At 45.8% G+C, this 13,513-nt stretch carries 16 protein-coding genes; 8 read left to right on the top strand and 8 right to left on the bottom strand.

What is annotated here, in order from left to right; all coding sequences use genetic code 11:
* Positions 1–22: 22 nt before the first annotated feature.
* The 3 genes from WH96_RS00130 to tmpA are packed head-to-tail and all read right to left on the bottom strand — an operon-like array spanning position 23 to position 2,642.
* The gene (locus WH96_RS00130) at positions 23–856 is read right to left on the bottom strand and encodes an alkaline phosphatase family protein (RefSeq protein ID WP_047762128.1); all 834 of its coding nucleotides are present in this window, start codon (positions 854–856) and stop codon (positions 23–25) included.
* Between the two features lie 29 nt (positions 857–885).
* Entirely contained in the window at positions 886–1,479 is a 594-nt protein-coding gene (tmpB, locus tag WH96_RS00125; protein WP_047762127.1) for a (R)-1-hydroxy-2-trimethylaminoethylphosphonate oxygenase, read from the bottom strand.
* Entirely contained in the window at positions 1,476–2,642 is a 1,167-nt protein-coding gene (tmpA, locus tag WH96_RS00120; RefSeq protein ID WP_047762126.1) for a 2-trimethylaminoethylphosphonate dioxygenase, read from the bottom strand. Before tmpA ends, tmpB begins: the two co-directional genes overlap by 4 nt.
* Positions 2,643–2,762: 120 nt before the next feature.
* Here tmpA and WH96_RS00115 point away from each other — a divergent pair, with 120 nt between their 5' ends.
* Positions 2,763–3,629, top strand: coding sequence for a LysR family transcriptional regulator (locus WH96_RS00115; protein ID WP_047762125.1), 867 nt, complete (start codon positions 2,763–2,765; stop codon positions 3,627–3,629).
* Positions 3,630–3,646: 17 nt separating this feature from the next.
* On the opposite strand, the gene WH96_RS00110 is transcribed toward WH96_RS00115, so the two are convergent.
* Complete coding sequence (locus WH96_RS00110; protein ID WP_047762124.1) at positions 3,647–5,032, bottom strand: multicopper oxidase family protein; 1,386 nt, start codon at positions 5,030–5,032, stop codon at positions 3,647–3,649.
* 353 nt (positions 5,033–5,385) lie between these two features.
* Between WH96_RS00110 and WH96_RS00105 the strand changes: the two genes are divergently transcribed.
* Together WH96_RS00105 and WH96_RS00100 are read left to right on the top strand one after the other, a co-directional pair.
* Positions 5,386–6,513 (top strand): M24 family metallopeptidase, encoded by a 1,128-nt coding sequence (locus WH96_RS00105; protein ID WP_047762123.1) that lies wholly within the window; start codon positions 5,386–5,388, stop codon positions 6,511–6,513.
* Positions 6,514–6,581: 68 nt separating this feature from the next.
* Positions 6,582–7,346 carry a maleate cis-trans isomerase family protein gene (locus tag WH96_RS00100; RefSeq protein WP_047762122.1) on the top strand — a complete coding sequence of 255 codons (765 nt, stop codon included), beginning with the start codon at positions 6,582–6,584 and terminating at the stop codon, positions 7,344–7,346.
* Between the two features lie 16 nt (positions 7,347–7,362).
* On the opposite strand, the gene dtd is transcribed toward WH96_RS00100, so the two are convergent.
* The 3 genes from dtd to WH96_RS00085 all read right to left on the bottom strand — a co-directional run bounded on the left by dtd (position 7,363) and on the right by WH96_RS00085 (position 8,873).
* On the bottom strand, positions 7,363–7,812 hold the full coding sequence (gene dtd / locus WH96_RS00095; protein ID WP_047762121.1) for a D-aminoacyl-tRNA deacylase: 450 nt from the start codon (positions 7,810–7,812) through the stop codon (positions 7,363–7,365).
* Between the two features lie 30 nt (positions 7,813–7,842).
* Complete coding sequence (locus WH96_RS00090) at positions 7,843–8,256, bottom strand: OsmC family protein (protein WP_047762120.1); 414 nt, start codon at positions 8,254–8,256, stop codon at positions 7,843–7,845.
* Positions 8,257–8,384: 128 nt separating this feature from the next.
* Positions 8,385–8,873 carry a PAS domain-containing protein gene (locus tag WH96_RS00085; RefSeq protein ID WP_047762119.1) on the bottom strand — a complete coding sequence of 163 codons (489 nt, stop codon included), beginning with the start codon at positions 8,871–8,873 and terminating at the stop codon, positions 8,385–8,387.
* Between the two features lie 176 nt (positions 8,874–9,049).
* Here WH96_RS00085 and WH96_RS00080 point away from each other — a divergent pair, with 176 nt between their 5' ends.
* The gene (locus tag WH96_RS00080; protein WP_047762118.1) at positions 9,050–9,469 is read left to right on the top strand and encodes a secondary thiamine-phosphate synthase enzyme YjbQ; all 420 of its coding nucleotides are present in this window, start codon (positions 9,050–9,052) and stop codon (positions 9,467–9,469) included.
* A gap of 49 nt (positions 9,470–9,518) precedes the next feature.
* Here the strand turns inward: WH96_RS00080 and mog are convergent, their stop codons facing one another.
* Positions 9,519–10,073, bottom strand: coding sequence for a molybdopterin adenylyltransferase (gene mog, locus WH96_RS00075; RefSeq protein ID WP_047762117.1), 555 nt, complete (start codon positions 10,071–10,073; stop codon positions 9,519–9,521).
* A gap of 205 nt (positions 10,074–10,278) precedes the next feature.
* Between mog and ubiT the strand changes: the two genes are divergently transcribed.
* The 4 genes from ubiT (at position 10,279) to WH96_RS00055 (ending at position 13,472) form a co-directional block, all read left to right on the top strand.
* On the top strand, positions 10,279–10,998 hold the full coding sequence (gene ubiT, locus WH96_RS20980) for a ubiquinone anaerobic biosynthesis accessory factor UbiT (RefSeq protein ID WP_053005496.1): 720 nt from the start codon (positions 10,279–10,281) through the stop codon (positions 10,996–10,998).
* On the top strand, positions 10,998–11,978 hold the full coding sequence (gene ubiU / locus WH96_RS00065; protein WP_047762116.1) for a ubiquinone anaerobic biosynthesis protein UbiU: 981 nt from the start codon (positions 10,998–11,000) through the stop codon (positions 11,976–11,978). Before ubiT ends, ubiU begins: the two co-directional genes overlap by 1 nt.
* A gap of 6 nt (positions 11,979–11,984) precedes the next feature.
* Complete coding sequence (gene ubiV, locus WH96_RS00060; RefSeq protein WP_245629386.1) at positions 11,985–12,914, top strand: ubiquinone anaerobic biosynthesis protein UbiV; 930 nt, start codon at positions 11,985–11,987, stop codon at positions 12,912–12,914.
* A 96-nt stretch (positions 12,915–13,010) separates the two neighbouring features.
* Complete coding sequence (locus WH96_RS00055; RefSeq protein WP_047762115.1) at positions 13,011–13,472, top strand: PAS domain-containing protein; 462 nt, start codon at positions 13,011–13,013, stop codon at positions 13,470–13,472.
* The last annotated feature ends 41 nt before the right edge of the window (positions 13,473–13,513 follow it).

The raw sequence follows: 13,513 nt of genomic DNA, 5'->3' as shown, positions 1-13,513 counted from the left end.
AGCATCTTCTTTGTAACGTTTATTACCCCTTAAGTAGAGGTCTCTGTTTCATACTTTCCGGAATACCAACACCAATTCGAGAGAGTACTGTTGGCGCTATCGCCAGTTGATCAAGCACCTGATCCTTTGTCGGAACTTCGTCTGCGCCAAAATAGTAAAAGGGAACATGGCGCATGATTTCCTCGTTACCACCGTGATGACCATCAGCATTCATACCATGGTCGGCTGTAACCAAAACCTCATACCCTGACTCTAACCAGATTGGTATCGTTCGGGCCAGTGCGTTGTCTATATGCCATGTCTGAATACGATATTGTGCAGAGTCCGCAGTATATTTATGACCAAGACTGTCAACGGATGAGCTGTGTAAGAGAACGTAATCCGGTGTATGACGGCGAATGAGACGTGTTGCCTGTGCGCAGAGATCAATTTCTGCCGGGGCACAAATGTTTGCCGCAGAATAACCTTCCATAGAATAGAAGCGCCCGTACTGGATTGCCTTTGTTTCATCTTCTACTTCGACATGCTCAACAGGATCATAAGGTCCGTTATAGAGTGTGTGGAAGTAGGAATGGGCGACAGCTGCTGTGCTATGCCCCGCCTGATGTAGTTGGTCAAAGACATTTGGAACGTTTGAGCGTCGCAGAGCTTCGTTGCCGCTGACACCATGATCAAGGGGCGATAGACCGGTGTGGATGGTTTCATACATTGCCGCCGAAATAGTTGGTAAAGCTGTGCGCATTTTCCAGCGGCGGGCTCGACCCAGCTCAACCATTCCTTCCAGATAACCACATTGAGAGAGGGCGGTGTCATAACCAACACCGTCCATGATGACGAGAATTACTTTATTGGACATATCGTTTTAACCTGTTTGATATCTCGTCACTATGCTGTAGCACAAAAGCTGTTAACAACACGCTGAAGGATAGGTGCGTAGTATTCATAGGGCGGCGTGCTGACTGCAGGGTCTTTTCCCTCATCGTCCCAATAACGAACCTGAATGATTTCTTTCAGATGCGGGTTTTTTTCCAGCTCATGCATCTCGGCTTCACTCATCGGTCCGCCTTGAAGGTTAAGGGTATGGATAGAGGCATCTGACAGGCGTGAAAAATAAGCTTCGTCTTTGGCACAGAGATATCTTTTCGCTGCTACGTGCTGGCGGACACATTCAGTGATTACTGGTGGGAAAAACTTTTCCAATACGGCAGCACCAGCTTCGTCGTGATGATTGTTGATACCTTTTTCCAGGGCATCGTCTGGGAACTCGTTGGTATAATGGCCGATGTCATGCAATAGAGCTGCAGCAATCAAGGCATCGTCTGCTCCTGCCTTTTCTGCAAGCTGCGCACCTTGAAGCATATGCTCGGACATTGTTACATCTTCGCCGAGGTAAGAGTCTGCGCCACGGCGGTGGAAAATATCACCGATGAAATCAACAATGTTCTCTTTGGTCAGTGTTTGGAATTTATCTGCACTCATTGGGCTGCCTCCTGCGTATTTATTTTTGCTTTGATCGACGCGAGTGTTGATAACAGACCATCTTTGTCTGCATAACACCCCTGAAGCCAGCGTGTCCCTGCACCAGAAAATCCTTTTCTTGCGTGCATAACACGGGTGTTATCTACGATGAAGAGATCTCCGGGTTTCATCATAAAGCTGACTTCCATTTCAGGGCGTTCAATTATCTCGGCATATTTACGATAGGCCGTATAAAATGCATCCATCTGTTCAAAAGGAATATCAGTAAAGGGGGCAGAAGAACGGTTGTTGAAGCGGATCGACAGCATTTCTCCGTCTGGGCCAAGCTCAATTGTCGGACGCTTTGATTGCAGTTTTACATCGTCACTTCCCGCGTATTCAAAGCGCACAGGAAAACTGGCGAGTAGCTCAAAGCTTTCGGGTGATTCCTGGCGCAGGATTTCAGCGGCTTTGAAGCCATCAACCACAATGGAATCTCCTCCATCAGCAGAGTTTTCCATACAGGATAGCAATTGAAGTGTTGGGACCGGATCACGGTATGGGTTATCAGTGTGGGCTTGCAATCCCAATCCTGTGTAGGCAAGGTTCACAGGATTGATTTCTGATCTGACTTCAAAGAAACGTCCATAGTTTGTTTCTCGGACATAGCCGAAAAGCTCTGCAACATCACAAAGAGTACCGCTTTCGAGAGGCAGATCCGTCATAATGGCAAATCCATAGGCTTCCACAGCTTCTAGCCAGTTGCTAAACTCAGGTCCATTTTCTTGGGCCGTTGCGTAATCAACAGTTGGAATTCCGGTAGTATTAGAGAGACTGGAATCCCATGTTTTTAAACGGGTGCTGACCCAGCCCTTATCTGTGGCATGGCTTTTGTCGTAGGCATGCTCTTTTAACCAATTGCTTGGGAAAACAACGGTTTTGTTTTCGGGATGAAAAGTTATTTCAAGTGCACCTTTGATATCTATTACTGCGCTTGAAATAGAGGTATCGGCTGGCAGATCCAGAATGGTGATAAGTCTTTGACCGTTTCCTTCTGATCGTGTTGCGGCATCCAGCGCATTATCCCTGAGCCAAAGTGCATGAAAACGGGCAGAGGATCCGTCCTGCCAGGTTACTTGCAAGACCTTGCCATCATTTAAAATGGCTGTGGTGTTCAAATTCATTTAATCTCTCCAAGACAGAATTTTTATAATTGACTGGATTAGTCCAGTTATAAGGAATAAAAACAATCAATATAATGTAACCCTATGACCTAACTATTTTTATGGCTATGGAGTAAGTTATTGGCATCATTACCTCCTTTGGACTGGTTGCGAACATTTGAAACGTCGGCCCGTCATGAAAACTTCACGGAAGCTGGTCTGGAGCTTGGCTTGACTCAAGCTGCTGTTAGTCAGCAAATCCGAAAGCTCGAAGCCCATCTTGGTGTGATTTTGTTTCACCGTTTGGCGCGGGGCGTTGAATTGACTGCAGAGGGGGATGCCTATCTTCCATCCGTTCGATCCTCACTACATGCTCTGGCGAGATCGACAGAAGATCTCTTTGGCAAGAAGGGTTCGAAAATCATAACGATCGCTTGCCCTGCATCCATCGCATCTTTGTGGTTGGTGCCCCGCTTGCGCTGGATCAGAGACGCACGCCCCAATGTTACCCTTTCCATTGCATCTATTCATCGCCCAGCGGACTATGAAGCAATTAATGCGGATATTGAGATCAGGTTTGGCACTGGAAACTGGGAAGGGAAGATTGCGACACACCTTTTCTCCGAGGTTTTATCGCCAATATGTACGCCACAACTATTAGACGATGTTGATAAGAATGCGTGGCAAAACTTGCCATGTATTCGGTTGGCTGGGCGACGGAGTGGCTGGTCAGAATGGGCGATTGAAGCAAAGGTCTCTCCTCCTCGAAAAACAGCAATTCGGTTTGATAGTTTCATTACTGCACTGGATGCTGCAAAAGCAGGTGTTGGTGTGCTGCTGGCATCACTCCCGTTAAGTGAGGGAGCCTTGTCCCGAGGCGAAGTGGTTCGCTTGTCCCCTATAGAACTGGCGATGCCGAGCGGAAACTGGTTGGTTAGAAAGGAAGCAGGGCAGATGAGAGCGGATATTGAAGAAGTCTGCCGACTGATTTCTCATGCTGTGCCCTGAGAGGCATTTTGAGATAACTAAGTTATTCGGATAAAGCTGCTCATACCGGTCTTTTGGTGTTCGATAATGTGGCAGTGAAGAAGCCAATCACCCACGTTATTGGCAACAAAGGCGACGTCCATGCGTTCATCAGGTAAGACAAGGGCTGTATCAGTCACAAAGGGATCAATCTGCCGTTTATTGGAATTGAGCAGTGTGAAGGAAAGCCCATGCAGGTGGATCGGATGTGTATGAGGTGTTCTATTCCTGAAGCTAAAAATATAACTTTTCCCTAACTTCAACTCTGCGATTGGTTCCATCGGATCTGGTGAAACGCCCAACCATGCTTTTCGATTGATGGCCCAGAAGGAAAAGCCAATTGTACCACAAAAACCGTTCTTCGGGGCTGATTCAGCTGTTGCTGTAAACTCGAAAGGAATGTGCTCCGCATTTTTAATATCGGGGATTGGCACCGGGTTTCGTGGTAGAGGTTTGAGATCGCGTATATCGCGCTTCAAGGATGGGCCCTGTGATCGTAAAGTTGCAACCGTCCAGGCTTTTGATGAAGATGCATTGATGAGCTTGACTTCTTTACCTTCTTCATCAGGCATTCTAAGCGCGATATCAATGCGCTGTCCCGGGCCAACAGCTTGATGATCAAGCGGGAAGTGTTGCGGCACGGGATACCCATCTAGTGCAATAACTGTTGCGTCTGCCCCTTCTGTTTTCAGTTTGAATATTCGCGTAACGTCACTGACCACTGCCCGCAGACGGATGATGCCACAGCTGGGAACGTCATAAACCGGGTTTTCTTCCCAGTTGGTGGTCTTTACGGTTCCGAAGGTCCCTGCGCGTGCACTTTTTCTGGCTTTGTAGAGATTAATAAATTGACCATCTGATCCCAAGCGCCAGTCCCGCAAGTTTAAAGTAACATCGGCGTCAAAATCAGGAGTTTCTTTTTCATCAACGACTAATACCCCTGTAAGCCCATAGCTCATTTGTTCCAAGGTATTGCAATGCGGGTGATACCAATAGGTCCCCGCATCAGGTGGCGTGAAGATATAATCAAACGTCTCGTTTTCATAAGTATAGGGCTGGGTCACAAATGGTACACCATCCATCGCATTGGGTAAGCGCAAGCCATGCCAGTGAATTGTTGTCGGTTCCGGCAACTTGTTTTCTAGACGTACATGGAAAGATTCCCCCTGTTTTGCCCGAAGGATAGGGGCGGGGCCTGTTGCATTGTAAGAAAACACATTTTGGGTCGGATTGGGTCCGAGAATATTCTGTTCGATTATTCTTGGTTTCAGAACCAGATCGGGCGTTGCACTTGCCTGTGATGCAAGAAATCCAAATGATCCCCCGCCAATAACAGCGGAGCCTGTGACCAAACCGGCTTTTAAAAAATGTCTTCTGTTAAGCATGGTATTCTTGAATCTTTGAGAAGAATAATTTGTGAATAGGAATTATTATCAATTAAGCAGTAATCCTATAAGGACAGCAAGTCAAAGAGCCGGAATGTCGCATCTATAACTATTCGGGGGGCCATCTGGGTTTATCAGACTCCGTTCTGCCTGTGTGCGGGGGATCAAGTGTTTGAGTCTGAAATTGATTGTTGATTAAATTCAAGCATCAATCTGAAAAATAGTATTATATTTTTCATAAGCGTATTCGAAAATGAGGAAATTCGTATCCTGACAGTTACTAAACTGTGATTTCTGAATCGTTTCTTGGCTGAGAGACGGATTCAAAAGACCTCTCGTTTCAGGGAATATACATGAGCGATTTTGATTTAGTAGAATACCAGACACGCCTGTCGCTTGCGCAAAAGGCAATGTGTGAGAATAACCTTGATGCACTGGTTTTCTGTACAGAAGCAGAGGTCAGATATTTTACCGGGTTTCGTACGCTGTTCTGGCTCAGCCCAACACGGCCTTGGTTCCTTGTGCTCCCACAAAAAGGCGAACCGATTGCTGTTATTCCGGCAATTGGCGCGGATTTGATGCAAAAGACTTGGGTGAAAGATATTCGAACATGGTCTTCGCCACATCCAACGGATGATGGTATTGGTCTTTTGACGAAAGCTCTCAGTAATTATTCCCGTATAGGATGGCCAATGGGACCAGAGACGAGCCTGCGTATCCCGGTCCGTGATTTTGATGAACTGCGCTCGTCCGTTGGGGCAGAATTTGTCGATTGCACTGATCTTCTCAAAGCGTTGCGCATGGTGAAATCAGAGGCTGAACTGAAAATTATCAGGAATATCTGCGGCATTGGCAGTTCTGCGTTTGCGAGAGTTGGGGAGCTTTTTTCTCCCGGACAAGCGCTGGATGATGTATTCCGACAATTCAAAATTACGCTTTTGCAAGAAGGGGCCGAAGATGTTCCTTATCTGGTTGGTGCCGCAGGGCAAGGCGGCTATGGTGATGTGATCTCGCCGCCGACAGAAACGCCTTTGCGTGAAGGTGATGTTCTGATGCTGGATACAGGCGCAACCCTGAAGGGATATTTCTGTGATTTTGACCGAAACTTTGCGATTTCCCATGCAGATGATGCGGCAAAACGCGGCTATGAGATGCTGTGGCAGGCAACAGAAGTCGGGCTGAAACATGCCCGGTCTGGCACACGTTGTTCCGATTTATTTAATGTGATGCATGAAGCATTGGGCGGTGGCTCATCTGATGTCGGGCGCTATGGTCATGGTCTTGGAATGCAGTTGACAGAATGGCCGTCTATTTATGCGCATGACCATACAGTCCTCAAACCCGGAATGGTTATGACATTAGAACCCAGTCTGGAAATTTCGACCGGGAAAATCATGGTTCATGAAGAAAATATTCTGATTACAGAAGATGCGCCTTTGTTGTTAACGCAACGTGCTGCCCCTGAGTTGCCGATTATCTAGATATAATGGTTCGTTTTTCCTGGTTTTGAAAATAGAACTTCTTGAAAGAAGAGTTGTAGGATTGAAAGATGAAGCTGGATTTTACGCTTGATAAAGGAACCGAGGTCAAGGCTTGTCTCGGTCTGATTGTCCTACAGGCAGATGAAACGCTTGAGAATGAATTCCGACATGCTATTCGGGATTTTGATGTCTCTCTTTTTCATTCCCGTATCCCTAGTCGTCCATCGGTGACGAAGGAAACTCTGGCGCAGATGGCTAATGATATGCCGACTGCTGCCGGATTGCTTCCACAGAGTACAGCTTTTGATGCGATAGCCTATGCTTGTACATCCGGTGCAACCGTTATCGGACCGTCAGAGGTGGCAGCTAAAATACACTCGCAACATCCCGGGGCTCCCGTCACAGACCCTATTACGGCGGTGATCGCAGCGTGCCGGGTTCTTCAAATAAACAAGCTGGGTTTTCTAACGCCCTATGTACCTGAAGTCTCGAATGCAATGAGGACTTTGTTGGAAGACAACAGGCTTGAAATTGCAGGCTTTGGGTCTTTTGAACAGGACCAGGAAAAGGTTGTTTCCAGAATATCGGAAGCATCCACATTGGACGGGATTGTTCAAGTCGGGCAAAAGTCAGATTGTGATGGCGTTTTCGTTTCTTGCACCAATCTACGTACCCTAGGGATATTAGACGAAGCCGAGCAAATACTCGGTAAGCCTGTTATCTCAAGCAATCTGGCGCTTATATGGCATATGTTGAGGCTTGCAGGTGTCGATGGAAGAGGAACAGCACCCGGAAAGTTATTTGCGCAAAGCCTTCTATCAACTTCGGAATAAGTGTAACTGAGGAAGCTCAGGCGTTGTCTTTTGAATCCATAACGATTGTCACCGGACCGTCGTTAAGCAACCTGACATCCATGTGTGCGCCAAAAACACCCTTTTCTACAGTGAGACCTTCGCTCTTTAAGGCATTGCAGAAGAATTCGTAAAGTCTTTCTCCCTCGGCAGGAGCGGCGGCACCAGAGAACCCGGGGCGATTTCCTTTTTTCCAGTTCGCCGCGAGGGTGAACTGGCTGACAGCCAATACTGATCCATTAATGTCAAGAACAGAGTGGTTCATTTTGCCATTGTCATCGGTGAAAATCCGCATTTTGCTGATTTTTCTGGCAAAGTAAGCTGCGTCATCATCACTATCGTTATGCTCTGCACAAAAGAGAATGAGCAGTCCTTGTTTTATTGCCCCGGTTATATTGGAATCGACGGTTACAGATGCTTCACTTACCCGCTGTAGAACTGCTCTCATTATTTATTTCCAATATATTTAGGACTTTGATTAATTAATCAGTTCAAAGCTATGAGTAACTTCGGCTGCTTTTCCAAGCATAATGGATGCTGAGCAATATTTATCAGCTGAGAGTTCAACCGCGCGCTCGACCTTTTTCTCGTTCAAGCCTTCACCTTTAACGCGGAAGTGCATGTGGATTTTCGTGAAAACTTTAGGGTCGGTTTCTGCGCGTTCTGCTTCGACATCCACATCGACATCTTCAACGTTTTCGCGTCCACGCTTCAGAATGTAAACAACGTCATATGCCGAGCAGCCACCCATTCCCATTAAAAGCATTTCCATGGGGCGAGGTCCGAGATTTCTTCCGCCACCTTCAATAGCGCCGTCCATGACAACAGCATGTCCAGAGCCACTTTCAGCCATAAAGGCAACATTCTCTATCCATTTGATGCGTGTTTTCATGTTTTTGATTCCTTTAGGATGTAAATTTATACGCAAGGTAACTTTCCTTCTTCTGCAAGTACAAGAAGGAATTCATTTAGATCACTAAATTATGAAAAGGCGAGAAGACGCTCGGTAAACTATTAAAATTAATTGAAATAGAGTGAATTTAATATTTTTAATTCGATTTTGTCATGCTCAACATCAAAGGGCAGAAACAACACAGTATAGGATTGTTGTTGTAGCTCTTTTTTAACGGCTGTTTCCCATCGCATCGTCTTGGTAACAAGATGAGGCTTTCTGGTATTGTAAACATGGATTAAGCGGGACCTTGCATCAGCAACCGCGTTTTCAGGCAAGACTTCTTCTAAAGGAGAACGACTGGCTTTGATACCAAGATTCTCCCGGCAGTTATCACCTGTGATGGAAACAAAGAACTTGGCATCTTTAAGGACGTCAAACAGCATGACATCCGGCAACGCTTCGCGTACAGCGGCGGGATTGAAGCTTGACCAGATAGGGAGTTCTTTCTCCGCTTTTAAGTCCAGCCAATAGCGATAGAGGTTGGCCTGAGCAACAGATTTTAAATTCTGCTCGGTCACTTCTAAAACTTTAACTATATCAAACGTTTTAGCCATGGTTACAGTACTGTTCAATACACTTTAAATGAGACGCTATCGCGGCAAGGCCACCGTATTTAACATGTTTCATTCGAACATGGGTTAATATCCGGCAAAAATATGATAATTATCTGTTAAAAGATAAATTTCACATTCTTGAAGGCTTGTAGAGGCTAGAATTGCCGGGGTATTGAATGAAACAGGTGCAGACGATATTTGATATTCATACAAAAGGGCAAGGCCTTTATGAATTTACCCGTGAGGTTTCTTTGTGGACAGAGCAGCAAAATATTGTTTGCGGACTATTAAACCTTTTTATTCGGCATACTTCGGCTTCCTTAACAATTCAAGAGAATGCCGACCCGGATGTACAGTTTGATCTAAATAATTTTTTCCGTCGAGTCGTCGAAGAAAACCCTTCTCTCTATCGCCATACCTGTGAGGGGCCGGACGATATGCCCGCACATATTCGCTCAGCCCTGACAGATGTACAACTTAGCATTCCTATTGTTCATGGTTCACTGGCTCTCGGAACCTGGCAGGGCATTTATCTCTTTGAGCATCGTGCTATGCGACATGAACGCCAGGTCGTTGCTCATCTGATCGGAGAGTAACCAACGCACCTTTATTATCCCGTTATGGTTCTTTTTACGCTAGTGACCGTTATTTGTTTTTGGGGCGAAAGGCTGTGCAGTAACTGTTATCGGTTTCCAAAAAGGGGCCGTCTATAAGATCAATGCAATAGGGGATAGCGGGGAAGACAGCGTCCAGACAATCTTTGATTGCCGATGGTTTACCGGGCAGGTTGACCATTAGAGTCTTGCCCCGAATACCTGCTGTCTGTCGGGACAAAATGGCTGTTGGCACAAACTTCAGACTTACCTGACGCATAAGCTCACCAAAACCCGGCATGAGTTTTTCACTAACAGCTTCCGTTGCTTCCGGTGTGACATCCCGTGGCGCTGGACCTGTGCCGCCAGTTGTCACAATCAGACAACATTCTTCCATATCAGCAAGCTCAATTAATGTCTGTTCGATAAGGTCCTGATCATCCGCAATGACTCGTATGACAGGTTTCCAACTGGAAGAGAGGATTTGCGATAATTCTTTATGGATTGCTGGACCTCCAAGATCTTCATATTCCCCTCGACTGGCGCGATCAGAAACGGTGACTATTCCTATTTTTGCAATTTTTGACTGGGTTGAGGTTGTGGTCATGAAACGCTCCTGAAGCTGGCTAGTGATCGCTGTTTTAAATGCCTGACCTTTGTTGGTGAGATCAATTGGGAAACAGGAAGATCAGTCATGTGAGCTGAATAGTAAATTAAAGATGTGATGTCTTTGATGAAGATCAAGGCACAGTTGGTAAGGTCGCAGCATTATTGGCGAAATCATTACTAGCTTTTGTTCCAGAGTATCCTCAATGCATGACAAAAATGCCCTTCTCAAGATGCCACCTTTTACGCCAATGCTGTTTGCAGGGTTTATGATGCGACCCGTTCCGGCATTCTTTCTCAAGCCAGTTGCCAAGCGTGTTTTGGCAAGGATGAAGAAGCTATATCCGGAAATTTTCTCTCGCTTGGCTGTTCTGGAAAATACCAAGTTTCTTATTACCCCGACAGATTTGCAGTACTGTTTTTATCTGTCTGTCGAAGAGGGACAAACATATATTGATGTGGGTGTGAATGATGCAGAGCACCCAGAGTTTCAGGCTGCTATCTCTGGCCCCATGATTGATTTATTAAAACTGTTAGAAGGTCGGGTTGACGGTGATGCTCTTTTTTTCTCCAGAGCCTTGAATATAGAGGGAGATACCGAGGCTGTTCTTACTCTTCGTAATGCGGTTGATAGTGCTGATGTTTCTCTTGTGGATATTTTGGGTGGCCCCGTTCCTTTTATGAAGCCTGGATTTGACAAATTATTTTCAAAGATTGGGTCCTTTTTTGAATATCTAGAGCAAGATTTTGAAACTGTTCACCGATCTATTCTGCTGCCGATTACAAGGCATATGGATGAGATAGATAAGGAGCTGGATAAGTCGGAAGACCGGATGAAGAAAATGGATAAAGAGCTCGTCCGGATCAAAGCATCGTTGAGAAAAAAACAGCAATCAAATCATAAATTTGTGGGGGGCATGCAGTAATGGAGCTTGTTTGCCCTGCTGGTACACCAGCTTCTTTGCGAGCAGCTTTGGACGCAGGGGCCGATGTTGTTTATGTTGGTTTTAGGGATGAGACCAATGCCCGTAACTTCCCTGGCTTGAACTTCAGCCCCGAAGAGTTGGAGGAGAGCCTGGAGAAAGCCCATGATATGGGACGACAGGTTTATGTGGCGATCAACACATATCCGCAGGCAGGAAATTTGGAGCCTTGGTATAGAGCCGTTGATACTGCCGCCAGAATAGGTGTTGATGCGGTTATTCTGGCTGATATCGGTTTGTTGGATTATGCCAAGCGACAACACCCCGAATTAAGGCGACATTTATCTGTACAGGCCTCTGCATCCAATCCTGAAGCAATCAATTTTTATCACTCTGCCTTTGATGTTCAGCGGGTTGTGCTTCCGCGTGTGTTGACCGTTCACGAGATTGCTGAACTGATCAAAGAAATTGATGTCGAGACTGAAGTCTTCGCTTTTGGGGGGATGTGTGTCATGGCAGAAGGACGGTGTTCCCTTTCTTCCTACGCAACAGGTAAGTCCCCGAACATGAACGGCGTGTGTTCCCCTGCCAGTCATGTTGAATACGAACAACGCCGTGGAAAGCTTGTTTCCCGGCTTGGGGAATTTACGATCAACTCTTTCCCCAACGAAGAAGCCGCTGGTTATCCAACCTTATGCAAAGGCAGGTTTGTCGGGCACACGGGTGAGCCATCGTATCTTTTTGAAGAGCCAACATCATTGAACGTCATGATGCTGCTGCCTGAGCTAATTCAAGCAGGAGTGAAAGCGTTAAAAATAGAGGGGCGTCAACGAGGAAAAGCTTATGTTTATCAAGTGGTCTCCGGGTATCGAAAAGCGATTGATGCGGCAATGAAGGGAGAACCAGTTCCGCTTATGGATATGGGGAATATTACCGAAGGAACCCGTTCAACGGCAGGGGCCTATGAAAAGAACTGGAGATAACATTTTATGAGTTCGCAGGTAATGAATTCACAGGCAACAAGTTCAAAGGCAAAACTGACACTTGGTCCCGTTCTTTACAATTGGCCAGCAGAGCAAAGACGGGATTTCTATTTTCAAATAGCAGAGGAAGCACCCGTTGATGTTGTTTATATTGGCGAAGTTACCTGTTCCAAAAGAGCACCATTTTTAACTCCTTTCATTCCAGAGATATGTGAGCGTCTGGAGCGGGCGGGTAAGGAAGTTGTTATCTCGACCCTCTCACTTGTGATGTCAAAGCGGGAAAGAAAAGAACTACACGAGATTGTTCAGGATAGTCCCTGGACTTTAGAAGCAAATGATCTCTCTGCCATCGGATTACTTGAGGGGCGGGAACATATCGTTGGCCCCTTTGTAAATGTCTATAACGAAGATACGTTGGATTATTTTTATCGTAATGGTGCGCAGCGGATTGTTTTACCATGTGAATTGTCAGGAAAAGCTATTGAGCGGCTGTTGTTGTCCAATAATAGCAAAGAGATTGAAATTCAGGCTTTCGGGCGGGTTCCGCTAGCCCTGTCTGCACGATGTTATCACGCCAGATCTCATGGGCTGAGTAAGGATGGTTGTCTGTATGTGTGTGAGCAAGATCCCGATGGAATGAATGTCGAGACGCTGGATGGAGAACCGTTTCTTGCTGTGAACGGCACCCAGACGATGTCATATACAGTTAATAATCTTCTGGATGAGGTCAACTATTTGAACAAGCTTGGTGTAACGCATTTTAGATTGTGGCCTCAACAGGTGGACATGGTTCGGGTTGCAGAAACATATCGGGCACGATTGGACGGAAAGGTTACAAATGAAGAGGGGCAGGACGTTTTGTCAAATCTTGTTGATTTTGCGCCCTTTGCAAATGGTTTCTACCATGATGTAGAGGGAAACAAGCTGGTCGAGTAACTTGGTTAAACCATAATGGCGATTTTAAGTCAGGTTGTTAACATGTTATGGTACTCCTCGGTAGGGAAATATACCACCATACATTAGCTTCGCAGGTTGGCTTGGATTTGGTACTCAGAACAAGAGCGTCTGGCATGGGGTGAGAAAAACAGAGCTCTCTACGAGTACTGGCTTTCTATTCACCCGGACAAAGATACACTTCCGGGACGGCAACATCTTGACCCAATTGATATTCCATCGCTATTGCCGAATGTCTGGCTTGTTGATGTCGTCAAAGACCCTGTGCGATTTCGGTTCCGCTTGTTTTGTACGGCGCATTATGGCGCAATGGATAGAGACTGTACGGGAATGTGGATTGACGAGGCTTTTTCAAGTTTCTTGGAATCAGAAGTTTATGATGATTATATAAACCTTATTGAGAATAAAATGCCTATTTACCGTAATGGACCCGCTTCATTTCATATACCGAATTACAAAACGATTGAGCGTATTATGTTACCGCTCGCCGAAAACGGTACAGATGTGAACATGATCTTTGCCTTAACAGTTTATTTTTAATTTCATTTGAATTTGTTCTGTTTGAGATATCTTCAGGACAC

Origin of the sequence: Kiloniella spongiae (genome assembly GCF_001026905.1) — a bacterium.
GTDB lineage: Bacteria > Pseudomonadota > Alphaproteobacteria > Kiloniellales > Kiloniellaceae > Kiloniella > Kiloniella spongiae.
The sequence above is the reverse complement of the archived record's forward strand: the minus strand, read 5'-3'. Positions and strand labels throughout refer to the sequence as shown.